Annotated in this window: 15 protein-coding genes; 13 read left to right on the forward strand and 2 right to left on the reverse strand. The window is 56.1% G+C overall.

What is annotated here, in order from left to right; all coding sequences use genetic code 11:
- On the reverse strand, window positions 1–804 hold the full coding sequence (gene suhB / locus FDW95_RS10220) for an inositol-1-monophosphatase (RefSeq protein WP_096756163.1): 804 nt from the start codon (window positions 802–804) through the stop codon (window positions 1–3).
- Between the two features lie 118 nt (window positions 805–922).
- On the opposite strand from suhB, the gene trmJ reads away from it, so the two are divergent.
- From trmJ to sseB, 11 genes are all read left to right on the forward strand, one after another.
- Window positions 923–1,654, forward strand: coding sequence for a tRNA (cytosine(32)/uridine(32)-2'-O)-methyltransferase TrmJ (gene trmJ, locus FDW95_RS10225; protein WP_115257779.1), 732 nt, complete (start codon window positions 923–925; stop codon window positions 1,652–1,654).
- 217 nt (window positions 1,655–1,871) lie between these two features.
- A complete protein-coding gene (gene iscR, locus FDW95_RS10230) occupies window positions 1,872–2,363 on the forward strand; it encodes a Fe-S cluster assembly transcriptional regulator IscR (RefSeq protein WP_115257780.1) in 492 nt (163 codons plus the stop codon).
- A 112-nt stretch (window positions 2,364–2,475) separates the two neighbouring features.
- Window positions 2,476–3,690: a cysteine desulfurase gene (gene iscS, locus FDW95_RS10235; RefSeq protein WP_096756165.1), complete on the forward strand. Its 1,215-nt coding sequence runs from the start codon at window positions 2,476–2,478 to the stop codon at window positions 3,688–3,690.
- 25 nt (window positions 3,691–3,715) lie between these two features.
- Complete coding sequence (gene iscU, locus FDW95_RS10240) at window positions 3,716–4,102, forward strand: Fe-S cluster assembly scaffold IscU (RefSeq protein ID WP_002913991.1); 387 nt, start codon at window positions 3,716–3,718, stop codon at window positions 4,100–4,102.
- 20 nt (window positions 4,103–4,122) lie between these two features.
- Window positions 4,123–4,446 (forward strand): iron-sulfur cluster assembly protein IscA, encoded by a 324-nt coding sequence (iscA, locus tag FDW95_RS10245; protein ID WP_003835203.1) that lies wholly within the window; start codon window positions 4,123–4,125, stop codon window positions 4,444–4,446.
- 79 nt (window positions 4,447–4,525) lie between these two features.
- Window positions 4,526–5,041 (forward strand): co-chaperone HscB, encoded by a 516-nt coding sequence (gene hscB / locus FDW95_RS10250; RefSeq protein WP_115257781.1) that lies wholly within the window; start codon window positions 4,526–4,528, stop codon window positions 5,039–5,041.
- Window positions 5,042–5,055: 14 nt separating this feature from the next.
- Entirely contained in the window at window positions 5,056–6,906 is a 1,851-nt protein-coding gene (gene hscA / locus FDW95_RS10255; protein ID WP_096756167.1) for a Fe-S protein assembly chaperone HscA, read from the forward strand.
- A gap of 1 nt (window position 6,907) precedes the next feature.
- Window positions 6,908–7,243, forward strand: a complete 336-nt coding sequence (gene fdx, locus FDW95_RS10260) for an ISC system 2Fe-2S type ferredoxin (RefSeq protein ID WP_003037690.1) — start codon at window positions 6,908–6,910, stop codon at window positions 7,241–7,243.
- Window positions 7,244–7,254: 11 nt separating this feature from the next.
- Complete coding sequence (iscX, locus tag FDW95_RS10265; RefSeq protein WP_003037694.1) at window positions 7,255–7,455, forward strand: Fe-S cluster assembly protein IscX; 201 nt, start codon at window positions 7,255–7,257, stop codon at window positions 7,453–7,455.
- A 61-nt stretch (window positions 7,456–7,516) separates the two neighbouring features.
- On the forward strand, window positions 7,517–8,800 hold the full coding sequence (gene pepB, locus FDW95_RS10270; RefSeq protein ID WP_115257782.1) for an aminopeptidase PepB: 1,284 nt from the start codon (window positions 7,517–7,519) through the stop codon (window positions 8,798–8,800).
- A gap of 109 nt (window positions 8,801–8,909) precedes the next feature.
- The gene (gene sseB / locus FDW95_RS10275) at window positions 8,910–9,686 is read left to right on the forward strand and encodes an enhanced serine sensitivity protein SseB (RefSeq protein WP_115259912.1); all 777 of its coding nucleotides are present in this window, start codon (window positions 8,910–8,912) and stop codon (window positions 9,684–9,686) included.
- A 98-nt stretch (window positions 9,687–9,784) separates the two neighbouring features.
- Here the strand turns inward: sseB and sseA are convergent, their stop codons facing one another.
- Window positions 9,785–10,630, reverse strand: a complete 846-nt coding sequence (gene sseA / locus FDW95_RS10280; RefSeq protein ID WP_096756169.1) for a 3-mercaptopyruvate sulfurtransferase — start codon at window positions 10,628–10,630, stop codon at window positions 9,785–9,787.
- 207 nt (window positions 10,631–10,837) lie between these two features.
- On the opposite strand from sseA, the gene FDW95_RS10285 reads away from it, so the two are divergent.
- Window positions 10,838–15,769: an alpha-2-macroglobulin gene (locus FDW95_RS10285; RefSeq protein ID WP_115257783.1), complete on the forward strand. Its 4,932-nt coding sequence runs from the start codon at window positions 10,838–10,840 to the stop codon at window positions 15,767–15,769.
- A 3-nt stretch (window positions 15,770–15,772) separates the two neighbouring features.
- On the forward strand, window positions 15,773–17,768 hold a 1,996-nt coding region (gene pbpC, locus FDW95_RS10290; RefSeq protein WP_249359026.1), incomplete at its 3' end, for a peptidoglycan glycosyltransferase PbpC.

Consider the following 17,768-nt stretch of genomic DNA (forward strand, 5'->3'; position numbering starts at 1 on the left):
TTAACGCTTCAGCGCGTCGCTCAGTTCGTCACGCATGTTCGCCAGCATGGCTTTCACTACGCGCGGGTTACCTGCAACGATGTTGCCGGTTGACATGTAGTTATGACCGCCGGTGAAGTCGCATACCAGTGCGCCTGCTTCACGTGCAATCAGTTCACCTGCGGCAAAATCCCACGGCTTCAGGCCGATTTCGAAGTAACCATCAACGCGTGCGGCGGCAACATAGGCCAGATCCAGCGCAGCAGAACCGGTGCGGCGGAAGTCAGCGCATTCGGTGTACATTTTGCCGAGGATCTTCATATAAGAAGGGGCGTGCTGTTTGGCTTTGAACGGGAACCCGGTGGCGATGATGGTGCCATCCAGATCGCGAGCGGTGCTGCCACGCAGACGGTAGCCGTTCAGTTGTGCGCCCTGACCGCGCGTTGCGGTGAACAGTTCGTTACGCATTGGATCGTAAACAACGGCGACTTCAGTACGGCCTTTAATGCGTACTGCGATGGATACCGCGAAGTGCGGCAGACGTTTTACGAAGTTGGTGGTGCCATCCAGTGGATCGATAACCCATTGAACATCCAGATCTTCACCAATATGTTCACCGCTTTCTTCGGTGATGATGGTGTGCTGAGGGTAAGATTTGCGGATTGTTTCGATAATAATCGCTTCTGCGGCTTTATCGACGTTAGTCACGAAATCATTGCTGCCTTTCTGGCTGGTTTCTACAGAGTCTGGTGTTTCGTAGTGTTTGGCAATTACATTACCCGCCTTGCGCGCTGCGCGCACGGCGATGGTCAGCATCGGATGCATCGGTCTCTCTCACTGGATGTTAAAGAACGGGAAAACGGCGCAGAGTATAGCAGCGAGTTCGGTATATGTCTTCGTTTTATGATAATATGGCCGAATAATCTTTAGCCGAAGAAAGACAATGCTGCAAAATATTCGAATTGTGCTGGTGGAGACCTCTCACACCGGCAATATGGGCTCCGTTGCCCGCGCAATGAAAACCATGGGTTTAACCAATCTGTGGCTGGTGAATCCGCTGGTCAAACCTGACTCCCAGGCCATCGCCCTGGCGGCCGGTGCCAGCGACGTGATCGGTAATGCGCAAATCGTCGATACCCTCGATGAAGCGCTGGCTGGCTGTAGTCTGGTGGTCGGAACCAGTGCGCGCTCCCGTACCTTGCCGTGGCCGATGCTCGACCCGCGCGAATGCGGTTTAAAAAGCGTCGCCGAAGCGGCGAACACCCCGGTTGCGCTGGTATTTGGTCGTGAACGCGTAGGGCTGACCAACGACGAACTGCAAAAATGCCATTATCACGTCGCGATAGCAGCGAACCCGGAATACAGTTCGCTGAACCTGGCGATGGCGGTTCAGGTCATTTCTTATGAAGTGCGAATGGCCTGGCTGGCAACGCAGGAAAGCGGTAAGACGGCAGAATACGAAGAAACCGAGTATCCGCTGGTCGATGATTTAGAGCGTTTTTACGGTCATCTGGAACAGACGCTACTGTCGACGGGCTTTATCCGCGAGAACCATCCGGGGCAGGTGATGAACAAACTGCGTCGTCTGTTCACGCGTGCGCGTCCTGAGAGCCAGGAGCTGAATATTCTGCGCGGAATGCTTGCTTCTATAGAGCAGCAGAATAAAGGAAAGTAGGCGTCTTGATGCCGTATAGCTGCACGATTTTGTAGGCCGGATAAGCGAAGTGCTATCCGCAAATGAAAACGGCACTGAAGGTTAAATACCTGACTAATTTAGTCAAGTAAATAGTTGACTGATTTAGTCGGGAATGTCAGACTTGCCCCTGCTATGCAATACCCCCATTTTACAATAAAAAACCCCGGGCAGGGGCGAGTTTGAGGCTAAGTAAGACATGAGACTGACATCAAAAGGGCGTTATGCCGTGACCGCAATGTTGGACGTTGCGCTCAACTCCGAAACGGGCCCGGTACCGTTGGCTGATATTTCTGAACGTCAGGGCATTTCCCTGTCGTACCTGGAGCAGCTGTTCTCCCGTTTGCGTAAAAACGGTCTGGTTTCAAGCGTACGTGGACCAGGCGGCGGGTATCTGCTGGGTAAAGATGCAAGCAGCATCGCAGTAGGTGAAGTCATTAGCGCTGTTGACGAGTCGGTAGATGCCACCCGTTGTCAGGGCAAAGGTGGTTGTCAGGGCGGCGATAAGTGCCTGACCCACGCGCTGTGGCGCGATCTGAGCGACCGTCTGACGGGTTTTCTCAACAACATTACGTTGGGTGAACTGGTGAATAACCAGGAAGTCCTGGATGTGTCTGGTCGCCAGCACACGCATGACGCTCCACGCAGCACCCGCACGCAAGACGCGATCGACGTTAAGTTACGCGCATAATAAAAGTATTTTAGAATCAGGCCGGGGTGTTGGACACCCCGTTAACTCGGCCGTACATCCAGCCGGTTGCCTGGTTCCTTGCATTGAAGCGATGTACGGAGTTTATAGAGCAATGAAATTACCGATCTATCTCGACTACTCCGCAACCACGCCGGTGGACCCGCGTGTTGCCGAGAAAATGATGCAGTGTCTGACCCTGGACGGAAACTTTGGTAATCCAGCGTCCCGTTCTCACCGTTTTGGCTGGCATGCTGAAGAGGCGGTAGATATCGCCCGTAATCAGATTGCTGACCTGGTGGGTGCCGATCCGCGTGAAATCGTCTTTACTTCCGGCGCGACCGAATCCGACAACCTGGCGATTAAAGGTGCGGCCAACTTTTATCAGAAAAAAGGCAAGCACATCATCACCAGCAAAACGGAACACAAAGCCGTGCTGGACACCTGTCGTCAGCTGGAGCGCGAAGGGTTTGAAGTCACCTACCTCGCCCCGCAGCGTAACGGCATTATTGACCTGAAAGAACTCGAAGCGGCGATGCGTGATGACACCATCCTCGTTTCTATTATGCACGTGAACAACGAAATTGGCGTGGTGCAGGATATCGCGGCTATCGGCGAAATGTGCCGTGCGCGTGGCATCATCTATCACGTTGATGCGACCCAGAGCGTGGGCAAACTGCCTATCGACCTGAGCCAGCTGAAAGTTGACCTGATGTCCTTCTCCGGTCACAAAATCTACGGTCCGAAAGGTATCGGCGCACTGTATGTTCGTCGTAAACCGCGTATCCGCATCGAAGCACAGATGCACGGCGGTGGTCACGAGCGCGGTATGCGTTCTGGTACGCTGCCTGTCCACCAGATCGTGGGTATGGGTGAAGCTTACCGTATCGCGAAAGAAGAGATGGAAACCGAGATGGCGCGCCTGCGCAGTCTGCGTAACCGTCTGTGGAACGGCGTGAAAGACATGGAAGAGGTCTACCTGAACGGTGATCTTGAGCATGGCGCACCGAACATCCTTAACGTCAGCTTTAACTACGTTGAAGGCGAGTCGCTGATCATGGCGCTGAAAGATCTGGCCGTTTCTTCCGGTTCTGCCTGTACGTCTGCAAGCCTGGAACCTTCCTACGTGCTGCGCGCGTTGGGTATGACTGACGAGCTGGCACACAGCTCAATCCGTTTCTCTTTAGGTCGTTTCACTACCGAAGAAGAGATTGACTACACCATCGATCTGGTTCGCAAGTCTATCGGCCGTCTGCGTGAACTTTCCCCGCTGTGGGACATGTTCAAACAGGGCGTAGACATCAACAGCATCGAATGGTCACATCATTAATCGGTACCGATAAGGAGAATTCATCATGGCTTACAGCGAAAAAGTAATCGATCATTATGAGAATCCACGTAACGTGGGTTCTTTTGACAACAGCGACGAGAACGTGGGCAGCGGTATGGTGGGTGCACCGGCCTGTGGCGACGTGATGAAGTTGCAGATCAAAGTCAACAATGAAGGTATCATTGAAGACGCGCGTTTTAAGACTTATGGCTGCGGTTCCGCCATTGCCTCCAGCTCCCTGGTTACCGAATGGGTGAAAGGGAAATCGCTGGACGAAGCACAGGCGATTAAAAACACCGATATCGCAGACGAGCTTGAACTGCCACCGGTGAAAATTCACTGTTCTATTCTGGCTGAAGACGCGATTAAAGCCGCGATTGCGGATTACAAAAGCAAACGTGAAGCAAAATAATTAAGAGTTGAGGTTTTATTATGTCGATTACCTTAAGCGACAGTGCAGCAGCGCGAGTAAATACCTTCCTGGCAAACCGTGGTAAAGGGTTTGGCCTGCGCCTGGGTGTGAGAACCTCCGGCTGCTCAGGTATGGCCTATGTACTGGAATTTGTTGACGAGCCGGCGGCTGAAGATACCGTGTTTGAAGACAAAGGCGTTAAAGTCGTGATCGACGGTAAAAGCCTGCAATTTCTGGACGGTACGCAGTTAGACTTCGTCAAAGAAGGTCTGAACGAAGGGTTTAAGTTCACTAACCCTAACGTGAAAGACGAGTGTGGATGCGGCGAAAGCTTCCACGTGTAACGTGCGTCACCCGAAAACCCCACCGTGGCCTTGCTGCTACGTGTGGGGTTTGTTCTAACAGGCTACCCCTGAGAATGTTATGGACTACTTCACCCTCTTTGGCTTACCGGCCTGCTATCAGCTCGATACTCAGGCGCTGAGCCTCCGTTTTCAGGATCTACAACGTCAGTATCATCCTGATAAATTTGCCAGCGGTTCCCAGGCGGAACAACTTGCTGCAGTTTCGCAGTCCGCCACGATCAACCAGGCCTGGCAAACGCTGCGTCATCCCTTGATGCGCGCTGAATACTTACTGTCTTTACACGGCTTTGATATCAGAAACGAGCAGCACACGGTGCGCGATACCGCGTTCCTGATGGAGCAACTCGAGCTGCGCGAAGAGCTGGACGAGATTGAACAGGCTAAAGACAGTGAACGTCTGGATGCGTTGATGAAACGCATCAACGAGATGTACCAGGTTCGCCATCAGTTGATGGTCGAACAGCTGGACAGCGAAGCGTGGGACGTGGCGGCTGAGACCGTGCGTAAACTGCGTTTTCTCGATAAACTGCGAAGCAGTGCAGAACAACTCGAAGAAAAACTGCTCGATTTTTAATTTCGGAAGCGAAAATGGCCTTATTACAAATTAGTGAGCCTGGTCTGAGTGCCGCACCGCACCAGCGTCGTCTGGCGGTAGGCATTGACTTAGGCACCACCAACTCTCTGGTCGCGACCGTACGCAGCGGCCAGGCCGAAACGCTGGCTGACCACGAAGGTCGCCACCTGTTGCCGTCAGTGGTTCACTATCAGCAGCAGGGCTACGCTGTCGGCTACGATGCCCGTGCCAACGCGGCGCTGGACACTGCAAACACCGTCAGTTCGGTAAAACGTATGATGGGGCGCTCGCTCGCGGATATCCAGGCGCGTTATCCGCATCTGCCGTATACGTTCCAGGCAAGCGAAAACGGCCTGCCGATGATCGAAACCGCAGCGGGTTTGCTCAATCCGGTACGCGTGTCCGCCGATATTCTCAAAGCACTGGCCGCACGGGCGACCGAAGCGCTGTCAGGTGAACTGGACGGTGTGGTGATCACTGTTCCCGCCTATTTTGATGACGCGCAGCGTCAGGGTACCAAAGACGCCGCGCGTCTGGCGGGCCTGCACGTGCTGCGTCTGCTGAACGAACCGACCGCTGCCGCGATTGCCTATGGACTGGATTCGGGTCAGGAAGGCGTGATTGCGGTCTATGACCTCGGCGGCGGCACGTTTGATATTTCTATTCTGCGCCTGAGCCGTGGTGTGTTTGAAGTGCTGGCGACGGGCGGCGATTCCGCGCTCGGTGGTGATGATTTCGACCATCTGCTGGCTGATTATATTCGCGAGCAGGCGGGTGTGGCCGATCGCAGCGATAACCGCGTACAGCGCGAGCTGCTCGATGCCGCGATTGCCGCCAAAATTGCACTCAGCGATGCTGAATCCGTCACGGTTAACGTGGCCGGGTGGCAGGGTGAAGTTACCCGCGAAACCTTTAACGAACTGATTTCCGCCCTGGTTAAGCGCACGCTGCTGGCCTGCCGTCGTGCACTGAAAGATGCCGGCGTTGAGGCGCAGGACGTTCTGGAAGTCGTGATGGTCGGTGGTTCAACACGCGTACCGCTGGTGCGTGAACGCGTGGGTGAGTTTTTTGGTCGCACGCCGCTGACCTCTATCGACCCGGACAAAGTGGTGGCTATCGGTGCGGCTATCCAGGCGGACATTCTTGTCGGCAACAAGCCTGACAGTGAAATGCTGCTGTTGGACGTCATCCCGCTGTCCCTGGGGCTGGAAACCATGGGCGGTCTGGTGGAGAAAGTGATCCCGCGTAACACCACCATTCCGGTGGCCCGCGCGCAGGACTTCACCACCTTCAAAGATGGCCAAACGGCGATGTCGATTCATGTGATGCAGGGCGAGCGTGAACTGGTGCAGGATTGCCGTTCTCTGGCGCGTTTTGCACTGCGCGGCATTCCGGCGCTACCGGCGGGTGGGGCGCATATTCGCGTGACCTTCCAGGTTGATGCCGATGGACTGCTGAGCGTCACGGCCATGGAGAAATCGACCGGCGTGGAATCCTCTATCCAGGTCAAACCGTCCTACGGTCTGACGGACAACGAAATCGCTTCCATGATCCAGGATTCGATGAGCTTTGCCGAGCAGGATGTAAAAGCCCGCATGCTGGCAGAGCAGAAAGTCGAAGCTGCACGCGTACTGGAGAGTTTATCCGGTGCGTTGAACGCTGATGCCGCGCTGTTAAGCGCCGCAGAACGTCAGGCCATCGACGCCGCCGCCGCGCATTTGAGCGAGGTTGCACAGGGTGACGATGTTGACGCTATCGAACAAGCCATTAAAAACGTAGACAAACAAACCCAGGAATTCGCCGCTCGCCGCATGGACAAGTCCGTCCGTAGCGCGCTGAAAGGCCATTCCGTGGACGAGGTTTAATATGCCAAAGATTGTTATTTTGCCTCATCAGGATCTCTGTCCCGATGGCGCAGTTCTGGAAGCTGAGACCGGTGAGACCATTCTCGACGTTGCCCTGCGTAACGGCATCGAGATTGAACACGCCTGTGAAAAATCCTGTGCCTGCACCACCTGTCACTGCATCGTGCGTGAAGGCTTCGATTCCCTGCCGGAAAGCACGGAAGAAGAAGATGACATGCTGGACAAAGCCTGGGGACTGGAGCCGGAGAGCCGTTTAAGCTGCCAGGCTCGCGTCACCGAAGACGATTTAGTGGTCGAAATCCCACGTTACACAATCAATCATGCGCGTGAGCATTAACAGAGGGTAGTATGGGACTGAAGTGGACCGACAGCCGTGAAATCGGCGAGGCGCTGTACGACGCGTTCCCCGATCTCGATCCCAAGACCGTTCGTTTCACCGATCTGCATCAATGGATCTGTGACCTGGAAGAGTTCGATGATGATCCGCAAGCATCGAACGAAAAAATCCTTGAGGCCATTTTGCTGGTCTGGCTGGACGAAGCTGAATAAGTCAACGGGCTGCCCACGGGTGGCCCGTTTTCCTGTATGCGCGAAAATAAGGATAAATAAAATGACAGAAGCCATGAAAATTACGCTTTCCACGCAGCCTGCTGACGCGCGCTGGGGTGAAAAAGCGACTTACAGCATTAACAGTGACGGCATTACCCTACACCTTAATGGAAAAGACGATCTGGGCCTTATCCAGCGCGCCGCGCGGAAAATCGACGGTCTGGGTATCAAACATATTCAGCTGGAAGGCGAAGGCTGGGACACCGAGCGCAGCTGGGCATTCTGGCAGGGCTACAAAGGACCTAAAGGCAGCCGTAAAGTTGAGTGGGCCCCGCTCGACGACGCGCAGCAGAAGGAACTGGATAGCCGCCTGAAAATCATTGACTGGGTACGTGACACCATCAATGCCCCGGCGGAAGAACTCGGCCCGGAACAGCTGGCGCAGCGCGCGGTTGATCTGCTGTGCAGCGTGGCGTGCGATAACGTCTCTTACCGCATCACCAAAGGCGAAGATCTGCGCGAGCAGAATTACATGGGTCTGCACACGGTAGGTCGTGGATCTGAACGTCCACCGGTACTGTTGGCGCTGGACTATAACCCAACCGGTGATAAAACCGCTCCGGTTTACGCCTGCCTGGTCGGCAAAGGGATCACCTTTGACTCCGGCGGTTACAGCATCAAGCAAAGCGCGTTTATGGACTCAATGAAGTCCGATATGGGCGGCGCGGCCACGGTAACGGGCGCTCTGGCGTTTGCCATCACTCGCGGTCTGAACAAACGTGTGAAGCTGTATCTGTGCTGTGCGGATAACCTGATCAGCGGCAATGCCTTCAAGCTCGGCGATATCATTCGCTATCGCAACGGCAAAAATGTTGAAGTGATGAACACCGACGCCGAAGGCCGTTTGGTGCTGGCAGATGGCCTGATTGACGCCAGTGCGCAGAAACCGGAATTGATCATCGATGCCGCGACGTTGACCGGTGCGGCGAAAACAGCTCTGGGTAACGATTACCATGCGCTGTTTAGCTTTGATGACCAGCTGGCAGCTCGTCTGATGGCAAGCGCGGCGCAGGAGAATGAAGCGTTCTGGCGCCTGCCGTTGGCGGAATTCCACCGTAACCAGTTGCCGTCCAACTTTGCCGAGCTGAACAACACCGGCAGCGCGGCCTATCCTGCGGGCGCAAGCACCGCGGCGGGCTTCCTGTCGCATTTCGTGGAAAACTATCAGCAAGGCTGGCTGCATATCGACTGCTCTGCAACCTATCGCAAGGCACCGGTTGAGCAGTGGTCCGCGGGCGCGACCGGTCTGGGTGTGCGCACCATCGCGAATCTGCTGACTGCCTGAAAGGTGTTTTTGTAGGCCGGGTAAGCGAAGCGCCACCCGGCATTTTGCCTGATGCGACGCAGTGCGTCTTATCAGGCCTACAACCCATATGTACAAAATTTGTGATCTTATGTCCGAAATAAAAAATGAATTAGAAACGTTGCTGGAAAAAGCAGCGACGGAGCCTGCGCATCGTCCGGCCTTTTTCCGCACGTTGCTAGAATCCACCGTCTGGGTTCCGGGTACGGCTGCAGAAGGCGAGGCGATAGCTGAAGACAGCGCACTGGATCTGCAGCACTGGGAAAAAGAAGACGGCACCACCGTGATCCCGTTTTTCACCTCCCTTGAAGCTCTGCAGCAGGCCGTTGAAGACGAACAGGCGTTTGTTGTGATGCCAGTACGCACGCTGTTTGAAATGACGCTGGGTGCGACGCTGTTTCTCAACGCCAAACTGCCGACCGGCAAAGAATTTATGCCGCGTGAAATCAGCCTGCTGCTCGGTGAAGAAGGCAATCCGTTGAGTACCCAGGAAGTGCTGGAAGGCGGCGAGTCGCTGATCCTCTCCGAGGTCGCGGAACCTCCGGCGCAGATGATCGACTCGCTCACGACGCTGTTTAAAACCATTAAACCGGTAAAACGGGCGTTTATCTGCTCGATTAAAGATAGCCCGGATGCCCAGCCTAATCTGCTGATTGGCATTGAAGCCGAGGGCGATATTGAAGAGATTATTCATGCCACGGGCAGCGTAGCGACCGATACGTTACCGGGTGATGAACCGATTGATATCTGCCAGGTGGTGAAAGGTGAGAAAGGGGTCAGCCACTTTATTACCGAACACATCGCGCCGTTCTACGAGCGCCGCTGGGGCGGTTTCCTGCGCGATTTTAAACAGAACCGGATCATCTAAAAGATCTTGCCGAATGGCCACACATACGTCTTATCCAGCCTACGATTTACACTATTTTGTAGGCCGGATGCGCGACGCGCCATCCGGCATTTCCAGCTTTATAATATCGGTTCTACCGGTAAATCATTGCGTGCACCCCATTCGCTCCATGCCCCGTCATACAGGGCCACGTTAGGGACACCCAGCGTGGTAAGCGCCAGTACCACCACGGCGGCGGTTACGCCGGAGCCGCAACTGGCGATAATCGGTCTGTCAAAGCTCACGCCGTGGCTAAAGAAGATAGCGTCCAGTTCCTCGGTGGTTTTTAACTCGCCGTCGCGAACCAGTTCAGTCCACGGTACGTTTAGCGCACCGGGAACATGACCACGCCTCAGGCCAGGACGTGGCTCATCAACTTCCGCATTGAAACGCGCAGCCGGACGCGCATCAACAATCTGTGCTGTTTTTTCATGGCTGGCCAGCAGGACATCGGTCACTCGCACCACGGCTTCCGGCGTAAACGTAGCGTCAAACTCGCCTTCTGACAAATCAACGTTCCCTGCCTGCAGCGGGAATTCATCACGCTGCCAGCTTGCGAAACCGCCCGCCAGAATGGAGACATTTTCCACGCCAAACGTGCGCAGCATCCACCAGGCGCGCGGGGCAGAAAACAAATTGCCGTCATCGTAAATGACCAGGTGTTTATCCTGATGTACGCCCAGTTCGCGCATGGCTACGGCGAACGCCTCCGGGCGTGGCATCATATGCGGTAATGCTGAGGTATGGTCGGAGAGCGCTTCGATATCAAAAAAGACCGCGCCAGGGATATGGCCAGCGCGATACTCCTCGCCAACATCACGATCTTCCTGCCCTGGAGGCGCCATCCGGGCATCAAGAATCTGTATTTCCGGATCGTCAATGTGTTCGACAAGCCAGTCGGCAGCGACAAAGAAGGCGGTGGTCATAGGCATCTCCATTTTTACCAGGTTTCGACAAATTGTCGGCTGTTTACCGTCAAGGGACAAGTAAAAGAGGCTGATTTGTCAGGGTGGATCGACATTATTCACGAAAATTCAGATAACGTTGATTGGTTACAGACTTCCACATCCTGAAATCTCACGCATAATAGGGGTTCTACGTAGCTAACGGGCCGCTCAGGCCAGGGATGAAAAATGAAACATTTACGCGTAGCGGCTTGTATGCTGATGCTTGCGCTGGCGGGGTGCGATAATAATGATAAGCCGTCGACGGACGCGAAAAATGATACGCCTGCCCCACAGACCTCGTCGGTAAAAGATCCAGCGCAATTACACAAGCTGACACAGCAAAATCAGGGTAAACCGTTGACGCTACTGGATGCCTCCGAAGTCCAGTTAGACGGCGCGGCGACGCTGGTGCTGACGTTCTCCATCCCCCTCGATCCTGAGCAAGATTTTTCTCGCGTACTGCACGTTGTCGATAAAAAAAGCGGCAAAGTGGACGGGGCCTGGGAATTGGCGCCCAACCTGAAAGAGCTACGCTTACGTCATCTGGAGCCCAACCGCGAACTGGTGGTGACTATTGAGCGCGATTTACTGGCGCTGGATAAGGCGACGTTTGGCACTGAATATGAAAAAAACATCACCACGCGCGATGTCCAGCCGAGCGTCGGATTTGCCAGTCGTGGCTCGCTGTTGCCAGGCAAAGTGATCGAAGGTCTGCCGGTGATGGCGCTGAACGTCAACAGCGTGGATGTGAACTTCTTTCGCGTGAAGCCGGAGTCGCTTGGTGCGTTTATCAGCCAGTGGGAATACCGCAACTCATTGTCTAACTGGGAATCCGACAACCTGCTGAAAATGGCAGAGCTGGTTTATACCGGGCGCTTTGACCTTAATCCGGCACGCAATACCCGTGAGAAACTGCTGCTGCCGCTGGGCGAAATCAAGCCGTTGCAGCAGGCGGGGGTGTACGTTGCGGTGATGAACCAGGCCGGGCAATACAATTACAGCAATGCTGCCACGCTATTTACGCTCAGCGATATTGGCGTATCCGCACACCGTTACCACAATCAGCTGGATGTCTTTACCCAGAGCCTGGAAAACGGCGCTGCGCAGCAGGGTATAGATGTTACCTTGCTCAATGAGAAAGGGCAGACGCTGGCGCAGGCGACCAGCGATGCGCAGGGACACGTGAAGCTCGAGACGGATAAAGACGCCGCCATATTGCTGGCGCGTAAAGACGGGCAAACCACGCTGCTGGACCTGAAATTACCGGCGCTGGATCTGGCTGAATTTGATATCGCGGGGGCACCGGGATACAGCAAACAGTTCTTTATGTTCGGTCCACGCGATCTCTATCGTCCCGGTGAAACGGTGATCCTCAACGGATTACTGCGCGACAGCGATGGCAAAACGTTGCCCGATCAGCCGGTGAAGCTGGAAGTCGTTAAGCCCGACGGGCAGGTATTACGCACGGTGGTCAGCCAGCCCGAAAACGGTCTGTACCGTCTGACCTGGCCGCTGGACAGCAGTGCGCCAACCGGTATGTGGCATATTCGCGCCAACACCGGCGATAACCGCTCACGGATGTGGGATTTCCACGTCGAAGATTTTATGCCCGAGCGGATGGCGCTCAACCTCACTGCCAATAAAATGCCGATTGCACCGGCTGACGATGTGAAGTTTTCGGTGGTGGGTTACTACCTGTACGGTGCGCCTGCGAATGGTAATGCCCTGCAAGGTCAGCTATTCCTGCGACCACAGCGTGAAGCGGTGTCTGCATTGCCGGGATTCCAGTTTGGCAATATTGCTGAAGAGAATCTCTCCCGCAGTCTGGATGAAGTTCAGCTGACGCTGGATGAAAACGGTCGTGGCGAAGTCACAACCAGCAGTCAGTGGCAGGAAGCTCACTCGCCGTTACAGGTCATTTTGCAGGCCAGCCTGCTGGAGTCGGGTGGCCGTCCGGTGACCCGTCGGGTAGAACAGGCTATCTGGCCTGCAGATACCCTGCCGGGTATTCGCCCGCAATTCGCAGCCAAAGCCGTTTATGATTACCGCACCGATACCACGGTGAATCAGCCGATCGTTGATGAAGACAGCAACGCCGCGTTTGATATTGTTTATGCCGATGCAAAAGGCGAGAAAAAAGCGGTTTCCGGCTTGCAGGTGCGGTTGATCCGCGAACGTCGGGATTACTATTGGAACTGGTCTGAAGGAGAGGGCTGGCAGTCGCAGTTCGATCAAAAGGATCTGGTCGAAGGCGAGCAAACACTGGATCTTACCGCTGATGAAACCGGTAAGATCAGCTTCCCGGTGGAGTGGGGCGCTTACCGTCTGGAAGTGAAAGCACCCAACGATACGGTGAGCAGCGTGCGCTTCTGGGCCGGATACAGCTGGCAGGATAACAGCGACGGCAGCGGGGCGGTGCGCCCGGATCGTGTCACTCTGAAGCTGGATAAACCCAATTATCGTCCTGGCGACACCATGAAGTTGCACATTGCCGCGCCTGCTGCCGGTAAAGGCTATGCAATGGTGGAATCCAGCGAAGGCCCGCTGTGGTGGCAAGAGATCGATGTCCCTGCAAATGGTCTGGATCTCTCTATTCCGGTCGACAAAACCTGGAACCGCCATGACCTCTATCTTAGCGCGTTGGTGATCCGCCCTGGCGACAAATCCCGCTCGGCTACGCCAAAACGCGCGGTCGGGTTACTGCATTTGCCGCTGGGCGATGAAAATCGTCGCCTGGATTTGACGCTGGAAAATCCGGCTAAAATGCGCCCGAATCAACCGTTGACCGTTAACGTTAAGGCCAGCGTCAAAAATGGTGACGTGCCTAAACAGGTTAACGTCCTGGTCTCCGCTGTAGACAGCGGGGTGTTGAATATCACCGATTACGCTACCCCGGATCCGTGGCAGGCATTTTTCGGCCAGAAACGCTATGGTGCGGATATTTATGATATTTACGGCCAGGTAATCGAAGGGCAAGGGCGTTTGGCGGCACTGCGTTTCGGTGGCGATGGTGATGAGCTAAAACGCGGCGGCAAACCGCCGGTTAATCACGTCAATATCGTGGCGCAACAGGCGCTGCCGGTCACGCTCAACGAGAAAGGTGAGGGCACGGTGACGTTGCCGATTGGCGATTTTAACGGTGAACTGCGGGTGATGGCGCAGGCCTGGACCGCAGATGACTTTGGCAGCAGCGAGAGTAAAGTGATCGTCGCTGCACCGGTGATCGCGGAACTGAATATGCCACGCTTTATGGCCGGCGGTGATACCTCGCGCCTGACGCTGGACGTCACCAATCTGACAGATAGGCCGCAGACGCTGAATATTCAGCTTACCGCCAGCGGCTTAGTGTCACTGATGGGCCAAAACCCTGCCCCGGTGGATCTGGCACCTGGCGTGCGTACCACGTTGTTTATTCCGGTACGGGCACTGGAGGGATTCGGCGATGGTGAGATTCAGGCCGTTATTAGTGGTTTGACGCTGCCAGGTGAAACGCTCCCCGTTCAACATAAACAGTGGAAGATTGGCGTGCGTCCGGCGTTCCCGGCGCAAACTCTCAATAGCGGCGTGGCGCTGCAAGCCGGTGAAACCTGGCAGTTACCGGACGGGGAACTGACCAACTTCTCCCCGGCAACGGTGCAGGGGCAACTGCTGTTCAGCGGCAAGCCGCCGCTGAATCTGGCGCGCTATGTTCGCGAATTGAAAGCCTATCCTTACGGCTGCCTGGAGCAGACTGCCAGCGGATTATTCCCATCGTTGTATACCAACGCCGCACAGTTGAAGGCGTTGGGTATAGCGGGTGATAGCGATGAAAAACGCCGCACGGCGGTTGAAATAGGTATTTCCCGGTTACTGCAAATGCAGCGTGACGATGGGGGATTTGCGCTGTGGGATAAGAACGGGCCGGAAGAGTACTGGCTGAGTGCCTATGTCATGGACTTCCTCGTCCGGGCAAATGAACAGGGCTACAGCGTCCCGAGCGAGGTGATCAACCGGGGCAATGCGCGTCTGCTGCGTTATTTACAGGATCCGGGCATGATGTCGATTCGCTACACCGACGACACCGCAGCCAGCCGGTTTGCCGTACAGGCCTATGCCGCGCTGGTACTGGCCCGTCAGCAGAAAGCGCCGCTGGGCGCTCTGCGTGAGATCTGGGAACGTCGAGCTCAGGCCGCCTCTGGCCTGCCGCTGCTGCAATTGGGCATTGCGCTGAAAAACATGGGCGATGCGAATCGCAGTGAACAGGCGCTGACGTTGGCACTCAATACGCCGCGCCGAGATACGCAGCAGTGGATGGCGGATTACGGCAGTCAGCTACGCGACAACGCGCTGATGCTGGCCTTGCTGGAAGAGAATAAACTGAAACCCGACGTGCAAAATACTTTGCTGAATACGCTGTCGGAGCAGGCTTTCGGTCAGCGCTGGCTCTCCACGCAGGAGAATAATGCGCTGTTCCTTGCTGCCCGTACGCTGCAGGATCTGCCGGGCACGTGGCAGGCGCAGACCTCTCTCTCTGAACAACCGCTGGCGGGTGATAAATCGCAAACCCGAAATCTGGATGCGGAACAGTTAGCGACGCTGGCGGTGACCAACACGGGTAATCTGCCGCTGTGGCTGCGTCTGGACGTCAGCGGCTATCCGCAAAGCTCACCGCAGCCTGCCAGCAATGTACTGTTCATTGAACGTCAGGTGCTGGGCACCGATGGGCAGAGTAAATCGCTCTCGTCTCTGCGCAGCGGCGAGCTGGTGCTGGTCTGGTTGACGGTTAGAGCCAGCCAGAATGTTCCGGATGCGCTGGTGGTCGATCTTCTGCCTGCTGGTCTGGAACTGGAAAACCAGAATCTGGCCAACGGTAGCGCCAGCCTGCAGGATAGCGGCAGCGAAGTGGCGAATTTGCTTAATCAAATGCAGCAAGCGGATATCCAGCACGTTGAATTCCGCGACGATCGCTTTGTCGCGGCGGTGGCAGTCAACGAAGGGCAACCGGTCACGCTGGTGTATCTGGCGCGCGCGGTCACACCGGGGACGTATCAGGTACCTGTACCCCAGGTTGAATCGATGTATGTTCCGCAGTGGCGTGCCACCGGCACGGCTGAGGGCCCGATGATTGTCAGACCGTAAATGATGCATCGGTGGGTTAAACGCAGCGGCTGGCTGGTAGCCGCTGCGTTGCTGACAGGGGCAGCGGTGTGGACGGCGGATAAAATCTGGCCGTTGCCACTGCATGAGGTTAATCCTGCGCGAGTAGTGGTGGCTCAGGACGGGACGCCGCTGTGGCGCTTTGCCGACGCGGACGGTATCTGGCGTTATCCGGTCACGCTTGAAGAGGTCTCGCCCCGTTATCTTGAGGCGCTCATTAACTACGAAGATCGCTGGTTCTGGAAACATCCCGGCGTCAATCCGTTTTCTGTGCTTCGCGCCGCCTGGCAGGATCTCACCTCCGGGCGCGTGGTCTCCGGAGGCAGTACGCTCACCATGCAGGTGGCGAGGCTGCTCGACCCACATCCGCGCACTTTTGGCGGTAAGTTTCGCCAGCTATGGCGTGCATTCCAATTGGAATGGCATCTCTCCAAACGCGATATCCTGACGCTGTATCTTAACCGCGCGCCGTTTGGTGGGACGCTGCAAGGCGTTGGTGCCGCAAGCTGGGCGTATCTGGGTAAATCACCGGCACAACTCAGCTACTCCGATGCCGCATTGCTGGCTGTACTGCCGCAGGCGCCGAGCCGTCTGCGTCCGGACCGTTGGCCGGATCGGGCGCAAGCCGCGCGCAATAAAGTGCTCGATCGCATGGCGACGCAGGGCGTCTGGTCGGCAAAACAGGCGCAGGAATCACGCGAAGAACCGGTCTGGCTGGCACCGAGGCAGATGCCGCAATTGGCGCCGTTATTCTCACGCATGATGCTGAACAAAAGCAGCAGCAACAAAATTGTCACCACGCTGGACGCCGGGCTGCAACGTCAACTGGAGGAGATGGCGCAAAACTGGAAGGGGCGGCTTCCGGCGCGCAGTTCGCTGGCGATGATTGTGGTCGACCATACCGATATGCGCGTACGTGGCTGGGTGGGCTCGGTGGATATGAATGACGACACCCGCTTTGGGCATGTGGATATGGTGAGCGCGATCCGCTCACCGGGATCGGTGCTGAAGCCCTTTGTCTATGGACTCGCGTTGGAGGACGGACTGGTTCACCCGGCCTCATTATTGCAGGATGTACCGCGGCGTACCGGGGATTATCGTCCGGGGAATTTTGACAGCGGTTTTCATGGCCCGGTAAGCATGAGCGAGGCGCTGGTGCGCTCGCTGAATCTGCCGGCAGTCCAGGTACTGGAAGCCTACGGCCCGAAACGTTTTGCCGCCAGGCTGCGTAACGTGGGGTTACCGTTGTATTTACCGGCAGGGGCTGCGCCAAATCTGTCACTGATCCTCGGGGGCGCGGGAGCCAGGCTTGAGGATATGGTCGCGGCGTACAGCGCCTTTGCCCGTCAGGGAAAAGCAGGAAAGCTCCGTCTGCAGCCGGAAGACCCGCTGCTGGAACGCCCGCTGATGTCCGCTGGTGCGGCGTGGATTATCCGGCGGATTATGGCGGACGACGCGCAGCCCCTGCCGGATAACGCCCTGAGTCGTGTGGTACCGCTGGCGTGGAAAACGGGCACCAGCTACGGCTATCGCGATGCGTGGGCGATTGGTGTTAACTCACGTTACGTGATTGGCATCTGGACCGGCAGGCCCGACGGTACGCCGGTGGTGGGGCAATTTGGTTTTGCCAGCGCCGTGCCTTTGCTGAATCAGGTTAACAACATGCTGCTGGCTCGTGGAACAAACCAGCCTGAAGACCCGCGACCAGAGTCGGTCAGCCGGGGCGTGGTGTGCTGGCCGGGTGGGCAATTTTTGCCCAACGGGGACGGTAACTGTCGTCGCCGTTTAGCCACCTGGCTACTGGACGGTAGCCAGCCGCCTACGCTGTTATTACCCGAGCAGGAAGGGGTTAACGGTATTCGTTTTCCCGTCTGGTTAGATGCGTCAGAAAAACGCGTGGCGCCAGACTGCCCGCAAGCGCGGGAACAGACGTTAATTGTCTGGCCGTTGCCGCTGGAGCCCTGGCTGCCGCCATCCGAGC

Origin of the sequence: Citrobacter sp. wls718 (assembly GCF_005280945.1) — a bacterium.
Taxonomy (GTDB): Bacteria; Pseudomonadota; Gammaproteobacteria; order Enterobacterales; family Enterobacteriaceae; genus Citrobacter; species Citrobacter gillenii.